Here is a 21,152-nt window from a genome sequence, read left to right on the forward strand (position 1 = left end):
GGCGCCCCTAGGGCACCCTCACCCACTGCGCCTTGCTCGGCGTGCCCTGGTCGTCCGTGACGAAGAGCATGTACCAGCCGGACTCGACCAGGGAGCGGTTCTTCGGAAGGGTCACGGAGACCGAACCCTTCGACTTCTTCAGGTCGAGCGCGATCGACGTCTGGTCGATGTCCGTGACGTGCGTCGAAGCACTCGGCTTGATGAGGCGGGCCGTCTTGATGGACGAGGAGTGCTTCGTGGGGAACGTTCCCGAGCCACCCCGTGCGATCGTCTTCGGCCCCGCGCCCAGCGACGGCTGCGAACCGTGGTACAGGTACGGCGGCGTGTAGATCTCGATGCGCTGCTCGAACACGCCCGGCTTCGTGTTGGCCTTGTCGGAGTAGAGCGAGTCGGAGCCGAAGAACATCACGCGGCCGTCGGGCAGCAGGATCGACCCTGAGTGGTAGTTGCGTCCCACCTCGGGGTCCGCCACCCGCTTCATCTCACCGGTCTTCGCGTCGTAGATCCGCGCCTGGTGGATGTTGGAGTCGCTGCGTCCGCGGTAGTCCTCGGAGCCGCCGGAGATGAGGACCGTGTCGTCGGGCAGCGTCGAGATCTGCGGGTAGCGCGTGCCCTTTTCCAGGGAGGGGCCGTCGACGAAGCGCGGCTGGTCCGCCTCGAGGTCGACGATGCGTGTCTTCTCGCTGGACTCCTTGGACTCGCCGACACCGCCGCCGCCGACCACCATGTACTTCTGGTCCTGGGCGGGCGGCAGTTCGACCGTGCCGGAGGTCTCCATGAGCTTCGGGTCGCTCAGGCCCGGGATGCCCTGCCACTTGTTGGTCTCCAGGTCCCAGACGCCGGGCTTGCGGCCGACGTCGTCCGGGCCGTACCCGGCGTTGGAACCGGAGTAGAACAGCTTGCCGTCGGCCATCTGGAAGATCGCCGGGTAGGTCGGGAACTGACGGATGCCCTTGGTGTACGTCCACTTCTTGGTCTTCGGGTCGTACACCTCGTTCTTGCCCGGGACGAGCTGCCCGATCTCGTCGAGGCCCGAGGTGGAGAGGATCTTGCCGTCGGTGAGCGTGGTCAGCGTGGGGTACCAGCGCGCCTCGTTCATCGGGTCGACCTTGATGTACCGCTCGGCGACCGGGTCGAACTCGAAGGTGTCCTTGATCCCCTGGAAGTCCTTCTTGTCCAGGGCGAGTTTCTGCGCCATGCCGTAGACGTTGCGGGTGTCGGCGCCCTTCAGGCCCTGGATGCGGTAGTTGTCCTGGGTGCCCGTCTCGTGTTCCGCCCCGCTCTGCTGCGCCTCCACGTAGACCCGGCCGAGGCCCGGCTCCGTGCGCACGAACGCGCCGGTCTGCTTGTCGAAGACCTTCTTCGCCTTCTCGACCAGGATGTTGTCCTGGGAGACGAACGTCTTGCCGTTCTTCTTGCCGGTGAACTTCGTCCCCTTGGGGATCGTCTTCGGTTCGTCCGGATCCTCGTTGTGGACGATCATCAGGCCGCCGGCCTTGGTGATGTCGCCCTTCAGCTTCTCGTAGCGCTGCGTGCCGCCCGCGATCAGCAGATTGCCGTTGCCCAGCTGGGTGTGGCCCGTGCAGAACAGGTCGGTGGGCGTCGGGATCTTCTTGATGGTGTTCTTGACCGGGTCCCACAGCCGGGTGTCGAACTTCTTCCTGTCGAAGTTCTTCTGGTTGTTGCCGGACCCGGCGACCAGCAGGACCTTGCCCGTGTGCAGGAGCGCCGCGTGGATGGTGTTCTGGCGGTACTCCTCCGGGAAGTCGATGACCTCCCAATGGCCGTTGTCCGCCTTGTACTCCGGCTTGTTGATCTTGTAGTCGTGGTACTTCTCGGAGCCCACGCGCCACAGCCACGGGCCGTTCATCCCCGCCAGCGCGAGGACGACCGCCGCGCCTATCGCGATGCGGCGGGCGCGACGGCGGCTGGAGGGGTCTTTCATTTCTTACGTCCCCCAAGGGAAATCTGCATGGTCTGGTCGGGCGCGGCCCAACTGGGCTTCTGCTGCGCGGGGTGCGGCGCGGCCTGCGGTGCGGGCGGGCCGGCGTGCGGCGGCTGCGCCATGGCGTCCCGCTGCTGCGGGACGGTCGCGTCCGGCGCGGGCGGCGGCTTCTTCTTGTCCTGCCGCATGCCCCAGCGCCACGCGAAGATCGGCGCGGCCGTGATCAGCAGGGCGAAGGTGGCCCAGGTGATCATCGCCGGGTGGGAGTGGCCGTACATGAAGGAGGCGGCCATCGAGGCGCCGAAGACCAGGATGAAGAACAGGTGGATCCGGAAGGTCCCGAACAGGGTGTCGGGGCTCGCCGAGTCGCCCTTGGGGGTCACCACGAACTTGCTCTTGCGGCGCAGGGCCGCGTCCATCAGTGAGCGGGCGTAGACGGGCGCGGAGAGCGCCGACATCACCATGCCCGCCACACCGCCGGAGCCCTCGGGCTCGTGCGGGGAGACGTTGTGCCTGCGGTTCCAGATGTACAGGCCGATCTGCAGCGCGGAGGCGTTGCCGTAGAGCATCAGCCAGATGGTCGGGTCGATGTTCACGCCGGACGCGCCGAGACCCAGGAACAGCGCACAGCTCAGCGCCGCGAGGATCCAGTTCATGGCGGACATCGGGTAGAAGATGACCATCATCGTGTAGTTGAAGAGACGGCCCGGGGGCAGCGAGAACGGTGCCTTCCAGAACTGCTTGAGGATCGTCTCGTACGTTCCGCGGGACCAGCGCAGCTGCTGGGTGAAGAAGTCCGTCCAGGCGTTGGGGCCCTCGCCGACGGCGAGCACGTCCGGCGTGTAGACCGACTTCCACTTCTTGCCGGTGGCCGGGTTGGTGGCGCGGTGGATCTCGAACCCGGTCGCCATGTCCTCGGTGATCGAGTCGTACAGGCCACCGATCTGCTTCAGGGCCTTGATGCGCACCGCGTTGGAGGTGCCGACGAACATCGGGGCGCCGTACGCGTTGCCCGCGCGCTGGATCAGCGCGTGGAAGAGGAACTGCTGCGACTCGGCGGCCTTGGTGACGAAGTTGTCGTAGTTGCCGTAGACCTGCGGGCCGATGACGAAGCCGACGTTCTCGTCCCGGAAGAAGCCGAGCATCCGCTCCAGGTAGTTCGGCATCGGGACGTGGTCGGTGTCGACCGAGGCGAAGTAGTCGTAGTCGTCGCCGTGGGCGTCGAGCCAGGCGTTGTAGTTGCCGTGCTTGGTCCTGGCGCGGTGCGGGCCCTTCGTCATGTTCCACTTCGCGACGCCCTTGCGGGAGAAGTGGTGGACGCCGAGCCGCCGGCAGACCTCCTTGACCTCCGGGTCGTCACCCTCGTCGAGGAGCCATACGTGCAGCAGACCGCGGTGACGGATCCTGACCGCGGCCTCCAGCGTCTTCGTCACCATCTCGATCGGCTCCTTGCCGGGCACGAACGAGGTGAGGAAGGCGACTCTGGTGCCGGTCTCGGGCACCACGGGTATCGGGTCGCGGGCGACGAGCGTGGCGTGCGCGTTGGAGAGCACGTTCATGCAGCGGAAGAACTCGATCAGACCGATGGATATGAGCATGACGACGTCGAGGACCGGCAGCCAGTCGTTGGCGACGTAGTCCCGCTCCGTCCAGTGCTCGGGCTGGAGCAGCCAGCCGAGCAGCACCAGGGAGAGCAGCGGGGCCGCGCCCAGCATCAGCGCGGCCCGTACCTTGTGCGGCTCCTGCGAGAGCAGTGAGCGGTACCTCACCTTGTAGGGCTTGCTCGGGTCGGGCTGCGTCAGCGGGCCCGCGAGCCGGCTGTAGTGCTCGTAGTCGTACCGCGGCAGGGTCTTCTTGATTCTTCGGAAGCCACCCGTCGTGTGCGACGGCACCCGGAGCTGGGTCGTCTCTGACGGGTCGTTCTGCCGCGCGCCCGTCGGCGTCGACGTCATGAGTATCCCCCCGCACGCGGTCACCCGCGTGTTCGTAGGTCGTTCCGTCCGCTCCGGTGCCCCTGGACCTTCACGAACGCATCAGCAGCAGGCCGACTTGTCCTAAGACATGGAAAGGCGACCTTCCGGTTGCATGATGCCCCCCTCGACATCGCTTCATGAACGGGACCCCCGTCCCTGTCCCGCCGCGGTCGTCTCGGGCCCCCAACTGCCCCGTATCGCCCGCCTCATGAGAGCCAATGGCTCCAGGACAGGGTTCTACGCCTTACGGCATGATCGCAAGAGCGATACAAGGGGTTTACCGGTCATACGAGCGATTTGGTGCGTCTGTTGGGACAGGTGAGCCCAAACGGGTTCGAATGTTGCCGAAGTGTTCGCGTATGGCCTGCTCAGCCCGGAGGGCGTCGCCGGAGCGCACCGCTTCCAGAATCTCGCGGTGCTGACGACAGGTGATCTTGGGGTCCGGTGGTACGTCCACGAGATCCGTCCGGACCCGGTGGAAAGCGTCCCAAAACGCTTCCAGAACCTCGCCCAGGAGCAGGTTTCCGAGGCCGCGGTACAGCGTGGCGTGAAACGCACGGTCGGTCTCGGCCCGCACCTCGCCCTCCGGGGAGGCCGCCTCGGCCTCCATCCGTGCGACGAGCGCGTCCAGTTCGGCCAGGTCGGCCTCGGGTACGCGGCCCGCGAGGCGCGCGATGAGCCCGGTCTCCACGGCCTCCCTCAGCTCCAGGAGCTGGAGCAGGCTGTCCTCGCCGCGGTAGTGGCCCGCGACCGTGCGGAAGGCCAGGCCCTCGATCATCGGTGCGACCGACATCGGGCCGACATACGTCCCGAAACCGTGCCGGATCTCCACGATTCCCATGGCCTGGAGGGCCTTCAGGGCCTCCCGCACGGAGTTCCTGCTGACCCCGAGGCGCTCCATCAGCTCGGGCTCGGTCGGCAGCGAGGCCCCGGAGGGCAGCCTCGAATCGATGATCAGCTTCTTGATCCGCTCCTGGATGTCTCGCGCCATGGCGACACGGTAGCGGTACGCGCACGGCGGCCGGTCCCTGTACGGCGGCCGGTCCCCGTACGGGAACGACGAAGGCCCTCCGCGTGAACGGAGGGCCTTCGCTGTCTGTGCGCCGCCAGGGACTCGAACCCCGGACCCGCTGATTAAGAGTCAGCTGCTCTAACCAACTGAGCTAGCGGCGCCTGCTGACCTGGAGAACTCTACCGGATGTCCGGGGGTGCTCCGAACCACCCGGCGGGCGCCCGCCGGGCCCGGGCGGTGGGGAGGCGGGGGCGCCGGGGGAGGCAATGCATCATTCGGACCGTCAACATGCGGTATCCCGGGACGGTTGAGAAACTGACGGACGTGCAGATGCGAGAACATTCTTTTCCGGGGTGTGAGGGGAATCGCATGGAGACCGCTCCGGCATTCGAGGAATTCACCCCCGAGAGCGACTGCGACTGTCCCGGCTGTATTCAATGGCGGCGCACGGCGCCGCACGCTCTCCCGCCCCGGCTCGGCGGCCACCCCGCGGCATACGGCGCGCGCCGCGCGCTCGTCCTCGCCGCGGCCGCGGGCACCGTGCTCGGCGGCCAGACGCTGCCCGCGGCGGCATCCGCCGAGGTGGGAGGCCACCTGGCGGACAGGGGCGCGAGCCCGGGCGCGGGCCTGAGGGTGGCTCCCGCCGACGAAGGACCCGGCACCCCGCAAGGCGGCAAGAGCCCGCTGCACGGCCGCACGGCCACCGCCGCACCGGGCCCGCCGGGCGTCGCCGCCGTCCGGGCGACCACCCGGGCGGCGATCATCAACCGGGCCGAGAAGTGGGTCGCGGCGCAGGTGCCGTACCGCATGGACGCGTACTGGTCCGACGGCTACCGGCAGGACTGCTCGGGCTTTGTCTCGATGGCCTGGAACCTGAGCGGAAACGAATGGACGGGCAGTCTCGGCACGTATGCCGTGCGCATTGCCAAGGACCAGCTGCAGCCCGGCGACATTCTTCTGTTCCACAATCCGGCGGACCCCAACAAGGGATCGCACGTCACCCTTTTCGGGGGCTGGACGGACTCCGCGCACACGCAATACCTCGCCTACGAACAGGCGCGTCCGCACGCCAGGAAACAGGCGACTCCCTATGCCTACTGGACCAACGGGAACCGCTATCTGGCCTACCGCTACAAGGGCGTGGGCGGCGGCACCCCGGGCGGCTCGGGCTCGGCGGACTCCGCCACGACCCGGTACCCGGGCGCGGGGTCCTTCGGTCCCGGGGCGAACAACGGATACGTGACGCAGCTCGGCAGGGCACTGGTCGCCCGCGGGGGCAAACGGTTCTACCGGTCGGGCCCGGGGCCCCGCTGGAGCGACGCCGACCGCAGGGCGACGCAGGCGTTCCAGCTGGCGCAGGGCTGGCGGGGCAAGGACGCGGACGGGCTGCCGGGGCCGACGACGTGGACGTACCTGATGAAGGGGAAGGGCCGGGACATCCCGAAGGCGGGCGCGCCGGGGCCCGGCGCCGCCGCGGGCGCCACCGCGGGCGCCCCGGCCTACCCGGGGCGTGACATCTTCCGGCCCGGCCGCTCGCACCCGGCGATCGAGCGGCTCGGCAGACAGCTGGTGAGGAAGGGCTTCGGCAAGCACTACGCACGGGGCCCGGGCCGAACCTGGAGCGAGAGCGACCGCCGCAACGTGGAGGCGTTCCAGCGCTCCCAGGGCTGGCGCGGCACGGCAGCCGACGGCCATCCGGGGCCGGAGACGTGGCGGCGGTTGTTCCGGTGAGCGGGGCGGCGGAGGTGCCGGGGGGCGGGGCGCCGCTGGCGGGCGGAGTGAGTCCGCCGGTGGGTGGTGTGAGTCCGGTGGCGGGTGGCGTGGGTCCGGTGGCGGTGGCGGGTGCGGTGAGTCCGCTGGTCAGTGACGCGAGCTCTTCGGCGGGCGCGGTGAGTCCGCCAGTGGGTGGCGTGGGGCCTTCGGTGGGCGTGGTGAGTCCGCCGGTGGACGACGCGAGGCCGCCGGGTCGGCGGTGTGTGCACGTACGAGATCGAGGTCCGAACGAGTCGGAGGCACGGATGAGTGCGACGGCAGCTTCACAGCCCCAGTCCCCCCAGTCCCGCCAGTCCCCGCAATCCCCTCCGTCCTCTCAGACTCCTCCGTCCTCTCAGGCCCCTCCGTCCTCGCAGTCCCCTCAGCCGTCGCAGTCCGACGGGGTCTCCGAGTCCGGTGTGCGTGCGCTGCGGGTGATTCAGAGCGAGGCCACCACCGAGATCCCCGTGCACCTCCTCTTCCGTGACGACCCGGACGACGCGACGGGCGTTCCGCTCGCGCCCGCCGTGGTGCGGCGCAGGCAGGGGTCGGGGGAGCAGCCGCGGGTGACGCGGCGGAGCACGCCGTACGTGACCGCGCCGGTCGCCCGGCCCGTGCCCGACGTCGACCCGGCTCTCGTGGCGCGCCGGGCGCGCGTCCTGCCGGGGCTCGCCGGGGTGCTCGGCGGATGCGCGGGCGTCGCCGGGTGCGCGCTCTCGATGTGGTGGGCGGGCGTGCTGCCGGAGCCCGCGCTGCGGGTGACGGGGCTGCCCGGGTACGAGGGCGCCGGGCTCGGCGCCGCACAGTGGGCGTCGCTCGCCGGGTCGGGGACGCTCGGCCTCTTCGGGTTCGGCGGACTCGCGCGCGGGCGGGTCGGGCGGGCCTGGGTGCTCACCCTCTTCGGCCGCTACCGGGGCACGGTCCGCCGCACCGGCCTCATGTGGGTCAACCCGCTGCTGCTGCGCCGCCGTGTCGACGTACGGCTGCGGCACTGGCGGAGCGAGCCGATGCCGGCCGTGGACCGCAGCGGCGTCGCGCTGCGGGTCGTGCTCCTCGTGGTGTGGCGGGTCAAGGACCCGGCGCGGGCGACGCTCGCGGTCGAGGACCACCAGGAGTACCTGCGGGAGTGCGTGGAGGCGACCACGGCACGGGTCCTCTCGCGGCTGCCCGCCGACGCCTTCCACGAGGACGGCCCGACCCTGCGCGACGCCGACGCCGTGGGCGCCGCGCTGACCCGGGCGCTCGCCGCCGACGCGGAGGCGGTGGGCGTCGAGATCTTCTCGGCACAGCCGAGCCGCATCGAGTACGCCCCCGAGGTCGCGGACGTGATGCGGCGCCGCCGGGTCGCCGCCCTCGACGCGCGGCACCGCGACACCGTCCTGACCTCGGTGGTCGACTCGGTCGAGGACACGGTGACGCGGCTGACGACCCGGGGGCTCGTGGAGCTGGACGACTACGAGCGCAAGGCTTTGGTGAAGGACCTGACGGTGGCGTTCTATACGGGCCATGGAGAACACCGATGACGTGCAGAACGCCGATGACGTGGAGAACGCGGGCGGGGCGGCCGCGACCGCGGCCGGGGCGATCGGGCTCGCGGAGCTCGCCGCCGACGCCTGGCGGCTGACGGACGGCGGCGTCCCGCGCACCGTCCTCGGCATCGCCGGCCCACCCGGCACCGGCAAGTCGACGCTCGCGCGGGCCCTGGCCGACCGGATCGGGGAGGGCGCCGCGTATCTGCCGCTGGACGGGTTCCACCTCTCCAACGGCCAGCTGGCGCGGCTCGGCCTCACCGCCCGCAAGGGCTCGGAGCCCAGTTTCGACGTGGCGGGATACGTCGCCCTGCTGCGCCGCGTACTCGAAGACCCGGGGCACGACATCTACGTACCCGATTACGACCGCACGCTGAACGAACCGATCGCGGCCCGCCACCTCGTCGCCCCGGGAGCCCGTCTCGTGATCACCGAGGGGAACTATCTCGCCTGCGATCTGCCCGGCTGGCGGGAGGCGCGGGCGCTGATGGGGGAGTGCTGGTACCTGGACTCACCTGGAGAGGTACGTCAACAGCGGCTCATGGAGCGTCAGTTGGCGGGCGGGCGGACGCCGGAGCAGGCCGCGGAGTGGCTCGCGACGAACGACGGGCCCAACGGTGAACTCGTGGAGACCTCGCGCCGACGATGCGGACGGATCCTCTCCACGATTGGTATGGACATGTTCAACTAACGGCAATAACCTCAGACTTGGTCTAGACCGCAGTGCGCGCACGTCCCACGGAACCCCACGTTCGGCAGGAGCGGCACATGCGAAACAAGAAGATGTACGCGGCCATGGTCGGCCTCGGCACGGTCGGCGCGTTCGCGCTCTCCGCCGGGGGCGCGAGCAGCCACGGCTACACGGATCTGCCGGCCAGCCGGCAGATCAACTGTGCGAAAGGCGTGGTGACGAACTGCGGCTCCATCCAGTGGGAGCCACAGAGCGTCGAGGGGCCCAAGGGCTTCCCGGCCGGGGGTCCTGCCGACGGCAAGATCTGTTCGGCGGGCATCGCCGGATTCGACCAGCTCAACTCGCCCAAGGCGCCGAACGGCGGGGCCTGGCCGACGACGAAGGTGAGCGGCGGCCAGAACTACACGTTCCGCTGGCAGTTCACCGCGCGCCACCGCACCACGGACTTCAAGTACTACATCACCAAGCAGGGCTGGGACGACAGCAAGGCGGTGACCAGGTCCGCCCTGGAGACCACGCCGTTCCTCAATGTGCCGTACAACAGCCAGCAGCCGCCCGCGACCCTCTCGCACAGCGGCACGATCCCCGGTGGCCGCAGCGGGCACCACGTGATCGTCGCCGTCTGGACGGTCGCGGACACGGCGAACGCGTTCTACGCCTGCTCGGACGTCCAATTCTGATGCCGAGCGGCGCTCGAGAGTTCTGAGCGGCGCTCGAGAGTTCTGAGCATTGCTTGAGGAACTTCCCCTCACCCCACGGGTAGGTTCTGCGCACGCCGTGCCGACCTCACGGCGTGCGCAGAGCCGCACGCACGCATCGTGCGCGGCCGGAACAGACCGCGGGGGTCCTCATGGAGTTCATGTTCTACGCCCTGCCCGGAATCATCGCCGTAGGGGTGCTCTTCATGGCCGCTCAGGTGGTCAGGCGCTCCACCCAGCTGAGCCGGGCCTGGAACAGCGGTCTGACGGCGGAGGCGCGCTGCCTGCGCACGTACACGACGACCAGCGGCAGCGACGACAGCGTCTCCACGACCCTGCACCACGTCTACGAATTCCTCACCCGCGAGGGCCGCTCCGTCCGCTTCGAGGAGGAGGACGGCCCGGCGACGACCGTCGAGGGCGACATCGTCACCGTGCACTACACGGCCGAGAGCCCCGAAGCCGCCACCGCCCACGCGCCGCGCCCCTTCGCGATGGCGGCGGGCACGGTGGCGATGCTCTGCTTCCTCGGCCTGATGCTGGCGTTCTGCGTCTTCTTCATGACGACCGTGCACTCGTTCTTCGAGGCCGACGACATGTTCACCGACATGCCGTGACGCTCCACTTCTGACGCGGCGTCAATTATGGTGCGCGCCCATGGAGTCCACCGGAGCAACGGTCGCGGAACTCGTACAGGCGCGGTGGGGCGACCACCGCACCGGCCTGCGCCACGCGGGCGGTGAGCTGTCCCACCACCAGATGGCGGCGGGCGCGGCGGCCAGAGCCGCGCTCCTCGCCGACCTGCTGCCGCGCCACGCCGCACCGCACATCGGCGTTCTGCTCGACAACACCCCCGAGTACCCGCTCTGGCTGAGCGCGGCCGCCCTCGCGGGCACGGCCGTCGCGGGCATCAACCCCACCCGGCGCGGCCCGGAGCTGGCCCGCGACATCCTGCACACCGACTGCGCGGTCCTCGTGACGGAACGCGCCCACCTGCACCTGCTCGACGGCCTCGAACTCCCCGGCGTTCGCCTCCTGGTGACCGACACCGACGCCTACACGCACCTCCTCGCGCCCTACGCCGACGCCACCCCCGAGATCGCCCCCACCGTCCGCCCCGGCAGCCGCATGCTGCTCTACTTCACGTCCGGCTCGACCGGCGCACCCAAAGCGGCGATCTGCAGCCAGGGCAGGCTCGCCGCGGCCGGCCGTTCCCTGGTCGCGCACTTCGGCGTGCGCGCCGACGACACCCACTACATCTGCATGCCCATGTTCCACGGCAACGCGGTGATCGCCGACTGGGCCCCCGCGCTCGCCGCGGGCGCGGGTGTGGCGCTGCGGGCCCGCTTCTCCGCGTCCCGGTTCCTGTCCGATGTGCGGGAGTTCGGTGCCACGTACTTCACGTACGTCGGCCGCGCGGTCCAGTACGTCCTCGCCACGCCCGAGCGGCCCGACGACCGCGACAATCCGCTGCGGGTCGGCTTCGGCACCGAGGCGGGAGCGGTGGACGCGGCACGCTTCGAGAAGCGGTTCGGGGTGCGGCTCGTCGAGGGGTACGGATCCTCCGAGGGCGGCGCGGCGATCCAGCGCACCCCGGGCACGCCCCTGGGAGCGATCGGCCGGCAGGCACCCGGCGACGACCTCGCGGTCGTGGACCCGGACACGCGCCGGGAGTGCGAGACCGCCCGCTTCAGCGCGTCCGGCCGACTGCTGAACGGCGAGGCGGCGATAGGGGAGTTGGTGAACCGGGGGCCGAACCCCTTCGAGGGGTACTGGCGCAACGACGAGGCCCAGGCGGAACGCCGACGGGACGGCTGGTACTGGACGGGGGACCTCTTCTACCGCGACGGCGACGGCTACCTCTACTTCGCGGGACGCACGGACGACCGGCTGCGGGTGGACAGCGAGAACCTGGCGGCGGCGATGATCGAGAACATCCTCGCGCGGTACGAGGGGGCGGCGGCCGTGGCGGTGTACGCGGTGCCGGACCCGGTCGCGGGCGACCAGGTGATGGCGGCGCTCGCCCCGCCCCCCGACACCCCCTTCGACCCGCTCGCGTTCGCCGAATTCCTCGTCACACAGCCCGACTTGGGGACGAAGATGACACCACGTTTCGTGCGGGTGGTCCCGCGCATGCCGGTGACGGCGACGAACAAGGTCGCCCGGGGCGAACTGCGCCGCGAGGGCTTCCGCTGCGCCGACCCGGTCTGGTGGCGCCCGCCCGGCGCCTCCGTGTACGAACCCCTGACACCGGCGGACACGGAGACCCTGCTGGGCCACTACCGGGCCCAGGGCCGCGACGCCCTCCTGACGTAACCGCCGTCACGACCGATTACGATCCACGACCATGAGCGCGTCAGAACAGACCGAGCCGCAGGACCACCTCCACGACGAGGACGCGCCCCACGAGGGCCCCACCCCCGCCGCCCGCGCCCGGCGCGCCCGCATCGCCGCGGCCTCGCTGCTCATGGCCGCCGCCGCGGTCGTCCTCGCCCTGCGCCTGGCCAGCCGCTCCTCCGTCCTCGTCGTCGGCGTCTACGGCCTGCTGCTCATCCTCTGCGGCGGCGTCATCGAACTGAGCCGCCGCGGCCGCACCCGGCTCGGCACGTATCTGCTCGCCGCGGGCCTCGCGGCGGCACTGGTCATGGACGGGTTCGTCCTCTCGTAACGTCCCTGCGCGAGCGTCCCCGTGCTCAGGACTCCAGGTACCGCAGCACCGCGAGCACCCGGCGGCTGTATCCCGTCGTGCGGTGCAGGCCCAGCTTGTCGAAGATCGCGTTGAGGTTCTTCTCGACCGCGCTCAGGGAGATGTGCAGCTTCTCGCCGATGGCCGCGTTGGTGTGGCCCTCGGCCAGTGCCTCCAGGACCGTGCGCTCCCTCGGGGTGAGGCGGGTCAGCGGGTCGACGTGGGTGGTGCGGATGAGCAACTGCCGTACGACTTCCGGGTCGATGGCGGCGCCTCCCGCGTGCACCCGCTCCAACGCGTCCAGGAACTCCTCGACCTGGGCGACCCGGTCCTTGAGGAGGTATCCGACGCGCTCGGCGCTCGAAGTGAGCAGCTGGGCCGCGTAGTTGCGCTCCACGTACTGGGAGAGGACGACCACGCCGATCTCCGGGCGCAGTTCACGGATGCGCACCGCCGCGCGCAGGCCCTCGTCGGTGTGGTCGGGCGGCATCCGGATGTCGGTGACGACGACGTCGGGGGCGTGCGCCTCGACCTCGCGAAGGAGCGCGTCGGCGTCGCCCACGGCGGCGAGGACCTCGTGGCCCTCCTCGGCGAGCAGCCGGACCAGGCCCTCCCGCAGCAGGGTCGAGTCCTCGGCGAGGATTACGCGCACGGCAGCTCCGCGGTGATCGTGGTGGGTCCCCCGAGGGGGCTGTCGACACGCAGTGTGCCGTCGAGCGCGGCGACCCGGCTGCCCAGTCCGGTGAGCCCGCTGCCTGCCGGGTCCGCACCGCCGACGCCGGTGTCGCGGACGAGGACGGTGAGCGTCGAGCCCCGCTGCCGTACGCACACGGAGACCTCGTCGGCCGCCGCGTGCTTGGCGGCGTTGTTCACCGCCTCCGACACGACGAAGTAGGCGGCCGTCTCGACGGCGGACGGCAGCGGCTCCGGTACGTCGTACTCCATGCGCACGGGCACCGCGCACCGCTCCGACACCCCGCCGAGCGCCTCGCGGAGCCCGAGGCCGTCGAGCGCGGTGGGGTAGACCCGCCAGGCCACCTCGCGCAGTTCGGTGAGGACCTCCTGCGCCTCCTTGTGTGCCTGTTCGAGCAGGGCGTCGGCCCGCTCGGGGGTGCGGCCGCGGCGGGCCCGGCCGAGCAGCATGGCGAGGGCGACGAGCCGCTGCTGGACGCCGTCGTGCAGGTCGCGCTCGACGCGGCGCCGCTCCACGTCGACCGCGTGCACGACCGCGGCGCGGCTGGTGGCCAGCTCGTCGATGCGGCGCTGGAGGAGTTCCCGCTCGGAGGGGCCGAAGCACTCACGGGCCAGCCGGGCGTCCTGCTCGGTCAGCGCGCGCAGCCCCTGCACGGCGAGGAAGAGCAGGGTGCCGCCGAGCACGACCTGACTGACCACGTCCACCCAGGTCATCGTGGAGCGGGTGGTGAGGGAGACCGCGAAGATCCCCGCGAGGACGGCGCCGAAGTCGACGAGACCGACCACGACGGCGCACAGCAGCCCGGAGTACGTGCGGGCCGCGAGGTAGCGCAGGATCTGCCGGTCGTCGGCGCGGTGCTCGGGGAACACGTCGTGGAAGAAGAGGGACCGGCGCCCGCGCTCCAGCGCGGTGAGCCTGCGGGCGCCCGCCGCGAGCAGGGCATGGGCGCGGACGCGGGTGCGCGGCCAGAGCAGGAACGCGCCGAGGGCCGCCCCCGCGACGACGAAGTACAGCAGCCCGAGCAGGGCGGTCAGGCACCCCACGAGCACCCCGGCGACCCGCATGAGCAACGGCGCGGCTACGGGTTCCCTCACATCTCCCGACACTAGCCGAGCCCTAGGAAGAGCGGCGGTGGCGGGCCTCGGCGGCGGGCCCCGGCCCCTTCCGCGACCGCACGCGCACCGCCACGTACACCGCGAGGGCCCCGAGGGCCAGCACCAGGACGGCCTTGGAGAGCAGCCCCACGTACGTCTCGACCGCGTCCCACTGGTCGCCGAGCCAGTACCCGGCGAGGACGAGCACCGAGTTCCAGACCAGGCTGCCCAGCGCGGTCAGGGAGAGGAAGACCGGCAGCCGCATGCGCTCCACACCGGCCGGTACGGAGATCAGGCTGCGGAAGATCGGCACCATCCGTCCGAACAGGACCGCCTTGGTGCCGTGCTTGGCGAACCACGCCTCGGTCCGCTCCAGGTCGGCGGGCTTCACCAGCGGCAGCTTCGCCCACAGGGCGTGCATGCGCTCGCGCCCGAAGACCACCCCGATCCCGTACAGGGCGGCGGCGCCGACCACCGAGCCGAGCGTCGTCCAGAACAGCGCGGAGGCGAGGCTGATCACGCCCTGCCCCGCGGCGAAGCCGGTCAGCGGCAGGATCACCTCGCTGGGCAGCGGCGGGAAGAGGTTCTCCAGGGCGATGGCGAGTCCCGCACCGGGACCGCCCAGGGTGTCCACGAGGTCCGCGGCCCAGCCCGCGATGCCGCCGGCCGGCTCCTGGGGGAGGGCGAGAGTCATGAGGTCCATGGCAGCAACGCTAGAAATCGCAGGTCGGCGCCGGTATGGGGGTTGCCGTCGGGTGAGGGTGCGGTTTCCCGCACCCGGTCGGGAGCTGGTCGGGAGCACCCCCTGGGACCAGGTACTATTAATGAGTCAGCAGGCGCCGCTAGCTCAGTTGGTTAGAGCAGCTGACTCTTAATCAGCGGGTCCGGGGTTCGAGTCCCTGGCGGCGCACTTGCGAATGCCGAAAGGGCGTTCCCGGTCTCCGGGGACGCCCTTTCGGCGTACCGGCACCGGGGTTCCGCTAGATCGCGAGCGAGAGCAGCACCGGCGCCGCCCCGCGGTTGAGCGTGTCCGCGGCCTCCCGCAGCCGGTGGGCGTGCTCGACCGGCAGGGACAGGGCGAGGCAGCCGACGGCGGAGCCCGCGGTGATGGGGACGGCCGCGCAGACCGTGCCGACCGCGTACTCCTGGAGGTCGAGGACCGGGACCGTGGCGGGCTGCGACGCGAGGCGGTTGAGCAGGACCTGCTCGTTCGTGATCGTCCGTGAGGTGAGGCGGGCCATCTTGTGGCGCGAGAGGTGGTCCCTGCGGCCGTTCACGTCGAGCTGGGTGAGCAGGCTCTTGCCGACCGCGCTGGCGTGGGCGGAGGAGCGGAAGTCGACCCATTCGTTGACCGCGGGGGTGCGGGGGCCCGCCGCGAAGTCGGTGACGCGGACCTCGCCGTCCACGTACCGGCTGATGTAGACCGCGGCGCCGATGGAGTCGCGCAGCCCGTCCAGCGTGCGCTGCAGCTTCTCGCGCAGCGCCTCCGCGTGGTCGCGGGTCGAGCCGATCCTGCTGAGGGTCTCACCCGTGACGTACGCCCCGCGGGTGCCGTCGTCCGTGAGCTGTTCGACGTACCCCTCGCTGGACAGCATGCGCAGGAGGGGGATCAGCCGGTCGAGGGGCAGTCCGGTGTCGCGGGCGATCCGGGTGGCGGTCACTCCGGTGCCGTGCCGTGCGACGGTCTCGAGGACCCGCAGGGCGCTCTGGACGGAGCGGTGCGGCGTGATCACCTCGTGCTGCAACGCCACGGCTTCCCCCTGCGTGGAACGGTTCCGGACAGTCGGGCTCGGTTCCACGATAGCCGTCAAATGACGTATGCGGAGAGTCTGTTGGGGACATTGGTGGCGCGTTCCGTGCCTGTCAACAGGAACGCGCCACTCTGGCATATGCCCAGGTCACGACCCGGACGGTCGGCCCGTCCCAGCTGTCACAGCACCGCACTCAGGAATTCACGCGTGCGCTCGTGCTCCGGCTCGGTGAAGATCTTCTCCGGGGTGCCGGACTCGATGACACGGCCGGAGTCGAACATGAGTACCTGGTCGGAGATGTCCCGCGCGAAGTTCATCTCGTGCGTCACGCACAGCATCGTGATGTCCGTGGTGTGCGCGATGTCGCGGAGCACGTCCAGGACGCCCGCCACCAGCTCGGGGTCGAGCGCGGACGTCACCTCGTCGAGCAGCAGCACCTGCGGGCGCATCGCCAGCGCCCGCGCGATGGCCACCCGCTGCTGCTGGCCGCCGGAGAGCTGCGTCGGGTACGCGTCGCAGCGGTCCCCGAGCCCCACCAGGTCGAGCAGCTCGCGGGCCCGCTCCTCGGCCTCGTCCTTGGAGAGCCCGAGGACGGAGACGGGCGCCTCGGTGATGTTCCGCAGCACCTTCATGTTCGGGAAGAGGTTGAACTGCTGGAACACCATCCCGATGTTCTTGCGGACCTCGCGGACGTGCTTCTCGCCCGCGGGCACGAGCTTGCCGTTCTTCTCCTCGTGGGTGAGGTACTTGCCGCCCACCTTGATCGTGCCCTGCTCCGGCTTCACCAGCGTCATCAATAGCCGCAGGATCGTGGTCTTGCCGGAGCCGGAGGGCCCGATCAGCGTCACGTGCTTGCCGGAGGCGACGGAGAAGTCCAGCTCGTCGAGGACGACGTTCGAGCCGTACCGCTTGACGACCTTGTCGAAGCGGATCAGCTCGCTGCCGTCGACGGCGGGGTTGGGGATTTCCTGGGAAGTGCTGCTGTCAGCGGACAAGGCGACGCTCCAAAACTCGCAGAAGAAGAGAGGCCGGGTAGGCGATGACGATGAAGGCGACACCGACCACGCTGATCGCCTCGAAGGTGAAGGTCGTCTGGCTGTAGTTCTGGGCCTGGCCCAGCATGTCGAGCGCGCCGATGGCGGCCATCTGCGGCGACTCCTTCAGCATGACGATCACGTAGTTGCCGAGTGCGGGGATCACCCTGCGCACCGCCTGCGGCAGGATCACGGACGTCCAGGTGCGCCGCTTGGAGAGGCTGAGCGCGGTCGCCGCCTCCCACTGCCCGGCCGGCACGCCCTCGATGCCGGCCCGGTAGACCTCCGAGGTGTACGTCGAGTAGTGCAGGCCGAGCCCGACGATGCCCGTGGTCAGCGGGGACATCGAGGGCCCCCACTCCGGCACCACGTAGAACAGGAAGAACAGCTGCACCAGGAGCGGGGTGTTCCGGATGAACTCCGTGACCACCGTGACCGGCCAGCGGATCCACTTCTTCTCCGAACGCTGGGCGACCGCCCAGACCAGACCGAGGGAGAAGGCGATCAGGGTGCCGAAGAGCAGCGCCTTCAGTGTGAGCTCCACACCGTCCCAGAAGAGCGGCATGAACTCGTCGACGTGATCCCAGTTCCAGTTCACTTGGCACCCCCCGTGCCCGAGACGACGTCGATCGACGACTTGGAGCGCAACCCGCCGAACAGGCTCGTCTTCTCCGGCGTCTGCCCCACCCGCTTCTTGGCGTGCCGCTCCAGGAGCCGCATGCCGCGCGTGAGGATGAACGCGAAGACGAAGTACAGGGCGAGCAGCAGCGTGTAGATCGGCGCGCTCTCGTTCTTGACGAGCCGCAGCAGGTCACCGGCGAAGGTCATGTCGGCCACCGCGATGAGGGACACCAGCGAGGTGCCCTTCAGGAGCTCGATCAGCAGGTTGTTGAACGGCGGGATCATCTCCGGCCAGGCCTGCGGCAGTTCGATGCGGCGCAGCCGCTGCAGCGGGGTGAAGTTCAGGGCGATGCCCGCCTCGCGCTGCGCGGGCGGCACCGCGGCGAGCGCGCCGCGCACGATCTCCGACGCGTACGCCCCGTAGGTGATGCCGAGCGCGAGGACGCCCGCGAACATCGGCTGGAAGCTGATGTTGAACAGCGGCGGCACGGTGAACGCGATCCAGAACATGAAGACCAGCGACGACGTGCTGCGGAAGATCTCGAAGTAGGCCCCGGCGAGGAAGCGCACGATCCAGAGCCGGGACGTGCGCAGCACACCGATCGGGAACGCGATCACGAAGGCGAGCGCCGCGCTGAAGAACGTGACCTGGACGGTGATCCAGATGCCGGGCAGGAACCAGTTCCCGAAGAACTCCGACGACATCATGAGGAAGCGCCCTTCGCCGGGGGACACAGCTTCTCGACGGTCAGATCCGTCATCTCGGCCTCGGTGAAGCCGAACGGCTTGACGATCCGCAGCAGTTCGCCGCTCTCCTTGAGCTTGTGCAGCTCCTTGTTGAAGGCGTCCCGCAGGTTCTTCTCGGAAGGACGGAAGGCGAAGCCGCCCGCTCCGTAGGCCGGCTTGCCGTCGACGACGGGCTGGAACGGCTTCGTCGCCTCGACCCGCGCGTTGTTCTTGATCACCGTGCGCACGGTGACGTTGGTGCCGGCGAACGCGTCGACGCGGCCCTGGGCCACGGCGTCCATGCCCGCGACCTGGTCGGGCAGGACGAGCACGGACTTCACGCCCGCCGCCTTGGCGTAGTCGATCTCGGCGTAGGCCGTGCCGCTCGCCAGCTTCAGGCCCTTCTTGGCGATGTCCTCGTACCCCTTGATGCCGTGGGGGTTGCCCTTCTTCACGATGAAGGAGTCGAGCATGAGGTAGTCGGGGTCGGAGAAGAGGACCTGCTCGCACCGCGTCGGGTTGATGTACATGCCCGCCGAGACGACGTCGAACTGCCGGGCCTGTGTGAGCCCGGGGATCAGCGCGCCGAACTTCGTGGGCACCGCCTTGACCTTGGGTACGCCGAGGCGGGGGAAGATGACCTTGGCGATGGCCGGCGCCTCGCCCGTGACCTCGCCGTTCTCGTCGATGTATCCGAACGGGACCTCGCCCGCGACACCGATCCTGACCGTGCCGCTGTCGCGCAGGCGGTCCAGCAGATCGCCCCCCTCAACCTTCCCCTCGTCGGGTACGCGGCTGCATGCCGACGCCCCGAGTACGCCCAGAGCCGCCCCGCCCGCTCCGGTGAGCAGTGCGCGGCGGCGCACCGCTCTGCCTGTGAATCCCTCGTTGTTCCCAAGTGGTGGAGCCATGGGCGCGCGGCTACCCGACTCCAAGCGAGTTATGCCGTCGAATTCCGGCCCCTGATGCAATCGTTGTGCCCTTGACCCAGGGAGGAGCATGGGACACATGGCAGAGCGATTCATCGAAGTCTCCCTCGCCAAGCGAGGGGTTCAGTGCACGGCGAAACTGCTCGACGACCGGGCTCCGGTGACCTGCGCGGCGGTGTGGGAGGCACTGCCGCTCGGCTCGGACGTCTACCACGCGAAGTACGCGCGCAACGAGATCTACGCCCTCTTCCCGGCCTTCGCGGACCGCGAGCCGCCCCTGGAGAATCCGACCGTCACACCCATCCCGGGAGATCTCTGTTATTTCTCCTTCTCCGGGACGGAACTGGGCACCCAGGCGTACGGCTACGAAGCGGGGGCCGACGTGAAGGCGGGCACCACCGTCGTCGACCTCGCCCTCTTCTACGAACGGAACAACCTGCTCCTCAACGGTGACGTGGGCTGGGTCCCCGGCATCGTCTGGGGCCAGATCGTCGAAGGCCTCGACCGGATGGCCGAGGCCTGCAACGACTTGTGGCGCGCGGGCGCGCAGGGGGAGACGCTGAGCTTCAAGCGCGCCTGAGGCGCGTTCAGCCGAGTGCGGGTGGCGTCACGGAGGCGCTGCCCGACTCGTACAAAGCCTGCGCAGCACGGAGCACCACCGCGTCCGCATGGCGTGCGGCCACCACCTGCACGCCGATGGGCAGTCCGTCGTCATCCGCCCCGCAGGGAATCGTCGCGGCGGGCTGCTGCGTGAGGTTGAAGGGGTACGTGAACGGGGTCCACCCGGTCCAGCGCCGGTGCCCCGACCCCTTCGGCACCTCGACACCCGCCTCGAACGCCGTGATCGGCAGCGTCGGCGTGACCAGCAGGTCGTACGTCGAGTGGAAGTGCCCCATGCGCCGCCCGAGGGCCATGCGGATGTCGACGGCCGCGAGGTAGTCCAGCGCGCTGTACCGCGCGCCCTGCCCGCAGACCTCCCGCAGCCCCGGGTCGAGCAACTCCCGCTGTGCGGGCGCCAGATGCTGCACGACGCGCGCCGCCCCGCTGAACCACAGGGTGTGGAAGGCCTCCACCGGGTCGGAGAAGTCGGGGTCGGCCTCCTCCACGTACGCGCCCTGCGCCGCGAGCGACTCCACCGCCCGCCGCACCGCCGCCGCGACGGCGGGACGCACCGCGACCTGCCCGCCGAGGGAGGGGGAGTAGGCGACGCGCAGACCGCGCACGCCCCCGTCGAGGCCCGCCCTGAAACTCCCCGCCACGGGTCCCAGCTGGGACCAGTCGCGGTCGTCGGGGCCCGAGATCACCTCCATCATCAGCGCCGCGTCCGCCGCGTCGCGGGTCATCGGCCCGACGTGCGCGAGCGTCCCGAACGGGCTCGCGGGATACAGCGGCACCCTGCCGTACGTCGGCTTCAGCGCGAAGATCCCGCAGAACGCCGCGGGGATGCGCACCGAGCCGCCGCCGTCCGTGCCGAGCGACAGCGGGGCCGCGCCGAGCGCCACGGCGGCGGCGCTGCCCCCGCTGGAGCCGCCCGACGTGCGCGACGGATCGTGCGGGTTGCGGGTGATGCCGCTCTGCGGACCGTCCGTGACGCCCTTCCATCCGAACTCCGGCGTCGTCGTCCGGCCGATGAACACCGCGCCGTGCTCGCGCAGCCGGGCGACGGAGGGCGCGTCCTCGTTCCACTTGCCCTCCGGGCGCACCGTCAGCGACCCCCGCAGCGTCGGCTCGCCGCGCTGGAGGAGCAGATCCTTCACGGACACGGGGACGCCGTCCACGAGCCCCTGCGGCGCGCCCCGCCGCCACCGCTCCGCACTGGCCTCGGCCTGCGACAACGCCGAGTCCGCCGTGATCCGCACGAAGGCGTTCACCCGCGGCTGGCTCTCCTCCGCCCGGCGCAGGGCCGCCCGCGTCGCGTCGACCGGACTGAATTCGCCCTTGCGATAGCCGTCGACCAGTTGTACAGCCGTGAGATCCGCGAGCTCGGTCATGCAGGCTCCTCAGCAGACGGAGGGTC

The 21,152-nt window shown here is 70.2% G+C and carries 20 protein-coding genes and 2 tRNA genes; 9 read left to right on the forward strand and 13 right to left on the reverse strand.

Going from position 1 to position 21,152, the window contains the following annotated elements; translation table 11 throughout:
• Nucleotides 1–7 precede the first annotated feature (7 nt).
• From DEJ48_RS24935 to DEJ48_RS24950, 4 genes are all read right to left on the reverse strand, one after another.
• Complete coding sequence (locus DEJ48_RS24935; protein ID WP_150218428.1) at nucleotides 8–1,945, reverse strand: kelch motif-containing protein; 1,938 nt, start codon at nucleotides 1,943–1,945, stop codon at nucleotides 8–10.
• On the reverse strand, nucleotides 1,942–3,897 hold the full coding sequence (locus DEJ48_RS24940) for a glycosyltransferase family 2 protein (RefSeq protein WP_150218429.1): 1,956 nt from the start codon (nucleotides 3,895–3,897) through the stop codon (nucleotides 1,942–1,944). The genes DEJ48_RS24935 and DEJ48_RS24940 overlap by 4 nt, the downstream gene beginning before the upstream one ends.
• Before the next feature lie 298 nt (nucleotides 3,898–4,195).
• The gene (locus DEJ48_RS24945) at nucleotides 4,196–4,909 is read right to left on the reverse strand and encodes a FadR/GntR family transcriptional regulator (RefSeq protein ID WP_150218431.1); all 714 of its coding nucleotides are present in this window, start codon (nucleotides 4,907–4,909) and stop codon (nucleotides 4,196–4,198) included.
• A gap of 108 nt (nucleotides 4,910–5,017) precedes the next feature.
• Nucleotides 5,018–5,091 (reverse strand) — tRNA-Lys (locus DEJ48_RS24950).
• A 208-nt stretch (nucleotides 5,092–5,299) separates the two neighbouring features.
• Between DEJ48_RS24950 and DEJ48_RS24955 the strand changes: the two genes are divergently transcribed.
• The 7 genes from DEJ48_RS24955 (at nucleotide 5,300) to DEJ48_RS24985 (ending at nucleotide 12,268) form a co-directional block, all read left to right on the forward strand.
• A complete protein-coding gene (locus tag DEJ48_RS24955; RefSeq protein WP_150218433.1) occupies nucleotides 5,300–6,661 on the forward strand; it encodes a peptidoglycan-binding protein in 1,362 nt (453 codons plus the stop codon).
• A gap of 287 nt (nucleotides 6,662–6,948) precedes the next feature.
• Entirely contained in the window at nucleotides 6,949–8,205 is a 1,257-nt protein-coding gene (locus DEJ48_RS24960) for an SPFH domain-containing protein (protein ID WP_150218435.1), read from the forward strand.
• A complete protein-coding gene (locus DEJ48_RS24965) occupies nucleotides 8,189–8,902 on the forward strand; it encodes an AAA family ATPase (RefSeq protein ID WP_150218437.1) in 714 nt (237 codons plus the stop codon). The genes DEJ48_RS24960 and DEJ48_RS24965 overlap by 17 nt, the downstream gene beginning before the upstream one ends.
• A 77-nt stretch (nucleotides 8,903–8,979) precedes the next feature.
• Complete coding sequence (locus tag DEJ48_RS24970) at nucleotides 8,980–9,582, forward strand: lytic polysaccharide monooxygenase (RefSeq protein ID WP_150218438.1); 603 nt, start codon at nucleotides 8,980–8,982, stop codon at nucleotides 9,580–9,582.
• A gap of 170 nt (nucleotides 9,583–9,752) precedes the next feature.
• Nucleotides 9,753–10,217, forward strand: a complete 465-nt coding sequence (locus tag DEJ48_RS24975) for a DUF3592 domain-containing protein (protein WP_150218440.1) — start codon at nucleotides 9,753–9,755, stop codon at nucleotides 10,215–10,217.
• A gap of 40 nt (nucleotides 10,218–10,257) precedes the next feature.
• Nucleotides 10,258–11,916, forward strand: a complete 1,659-nt coding sequence (locus DEJ48_RS24980) for an AMP-binding protein (RefSeq protein ID WP_150218442.1) — start codon at nucleotides 10,258–10,260, stop codon at nucleotides 11,914–11,916.
• 31 nt (nucleotides 11,917–11,947) lie between these two features.
• Nucleotides 11,948–12,268 (forward strand): hypothetical protein, encoded by a 321-nt coding sequence (locus tag DEJ48_RS24985; protein WP_150218444.1) that lies wholly within the window; start codon nucleotides 11,948–11,950, stop codon nucleotides 12,266–12,268.
• Between the two features lie 25 nt (nucleotides 12,269–12,293).
• On the opposite strand, the gene DEJ48_RS24990 is transcribed toward DEJ48_RS24985, so the two are convergent.
• From DEJ48_RS24990 to DEJ48_RS25000, 3 genes are read right to left on the reverse strand one after another with little or no spacing between them, the layout of a single operon-like run.
• Nucleotides 12,294–12,938, reverse strand: a complete 645-nt coding sequence (locus tag DEJ48_RS24990) for a response regulator transcription factor (RefSeq protein ID WP_055554422.1) — start codon at nucleotides 12,936–12,938, stop codon at nucleotides 12,294–12,296.
• Nucleotides 12,929–14,044 (reverse strand): sensor histidine kinase, encoded by a 1,116-nt coding sequence (locus DEJ48_RS24995; RefSeq protein WP_150221382.1) that lies wholly within the window; start codon nucleotides 14,042–14,044, stop codon nucleotides 12,929–12,931. The genes DEJ48_RS24990 and DEJ48_RS24995 overlap by 10 nt, the downstream gene beginning before the upstream one ends.
• A gap of 52 nt (nucleotides 14,045–14,096) precedes the next feature.
• On the reverse strand, nucleotides 14,097–14,777 hold the full coding sequence (locus DEJ48_RS25000; RefSeq protein WP_150218445.1) for a DedA family protein: 681 nt from the start codon (nucleotides 14,775–14,777) through the stop codon (nucleotides 14,097–14,099).
• A 133-nt stretch (nucleotides 14,778–14,910) separates the two neighbouring features.
• Here DEJ48_RS25000 and DEJ48_RS25005 point away from each other — a divergent pair.
• Nucleotides 14,911–14,984, forward strand: a tRNA-Lys gene (locus DEJ48_RS25005).
• Between the two features lie 70 nt (nucleotides 14,985–15,054).
• Here DEJ48_RS25005 and DEJ48_RS25010 read toward each other — a convergent pair.
• The 5 genes from DEJ48_RS25010 to ehuB all read right to left on the reverse strand — a co-directional run bounded on the left by DEJ48_RS25010 (nucleotide 15,055) and on the right by ehuB (nucleotide 19,117).
• Nucleotides 15,055–15,825, reverse strand: coding sequence for an IclR family transcriptional regulator (locus tag DEJ48_RS25010; RefSeq protein ID WP_190537566.1), 771 nt, complete (start codon nucleotides 15,823–15,825; stop codon nucleotides 15,055–15,057).
• A gap of 179 nt (nucleotides 15,826–16,004) precedes the next feature.
• Nucleotides 16,005–16,820: an ectoine/hydroxyectoine ABC transporter ATP-binding protein EhuA gene (gene ehuA / locus DEJ48_RS25015; RefSeq protein WP_150218449.1), complete on the reverse strand. Its 816-nt coding sequence runs from the start codon at nucleotides 16,818–16,820 to the stop codon at nucleotides 16,005–16,007.
• Nucleotides 16,810–17,457 carry an ectoine/hydroxyectoine ABC transporter permease subunit EhuD gene (gene ehuD / locus DEJ48_RS25020; protein WP_150218451.1) on the reverse strand — a complete coding sequence of 216 codons (648 nt, stop codon included), beginning with the start codon at nucleotides 17,455–17,457 and terminating at the stop codon, nucleotides 16,810–16,812. The genes ehuA and ehuD overlap by 11 nt, the downstream gene beginning before the upstream one ends.
• Nucleotides 17,454–18,185 (reverse strand): ectoine/hydroxyectoine ABC transporter permease subunit EhuC, encoded by a 732-nt coding sequence (gene ehuC / locus DEJ48_RS25025; protein ID WP_190538045.1) that lies wholly within the window; start codon nucleotides 18,183–18,185, stop codon nucleotides 17,454–17,456. The genes ehuD and ehuC overlap by 4 nt, the downstream gene beginning before the upstream one ends.
• Nucleotides 18,185–19,117 (reverse strand): ectoine/hydroxyectoine ABC transporter substrate-binding protein EhuB, encoded by a 933-nt coding sequence (gene ehuB, locus DEJ48_RS25030; RefSeq protein ID WP_150218455.1) that lies wholly within the window; start codon nucleotides 19,115–19,117, stop codon nucleotides 18,185–18,187. The genes ehuC and ehuB overlap by 1 nt, the downstream gene beginning before the upstream one ends.
• Before the next feature lie 97 nt (nucleotides 19,118–19,214).
• Here ehuB and DEJ48_RS25035 point away from each other — a divergent pair, with 97 nt between their 5' ends.
• Entirely contained in the window at nucleotides 19,215–19,715 is a 501-nt protein-coding gene (locus tag DEJ48_RS25035) for a DUF3830 family protein (RefSeq protein ID WP_190537568.1), read from the forward strand.
• A gap of 7 nt (nucleotides 19,716–19,722) precedes the next feature.
• Here the strand turns inward: DEJ48_RS25035 and DEJ48_RS25040 are convergent, their stop codons facing one another.
• Complete coding sequence (locus DEJ48_RS25040; RefSeq protein WP_150218458.1) at nucleotides 19,723–21,126, reverse strand: amidase; 1,404 nt, start codon at nucleotides 21,124–21,126, stop codon at nucleotides 19,723–19,725.
• Nucleotides 21,127–21,152: the final 26 nt, after the last annotated feature.

Origin of the sequence: Streptomyces venezuelae, assembly GCF_008642315.1 — a bacterium.
Classification (GTDB): domain Bacteria; phylum Actinomycetota; class Actinomycetes; order Streptomycetales; family Streptomycetaceae; genus Streptomyces; species Streptomyces venezuelae_D.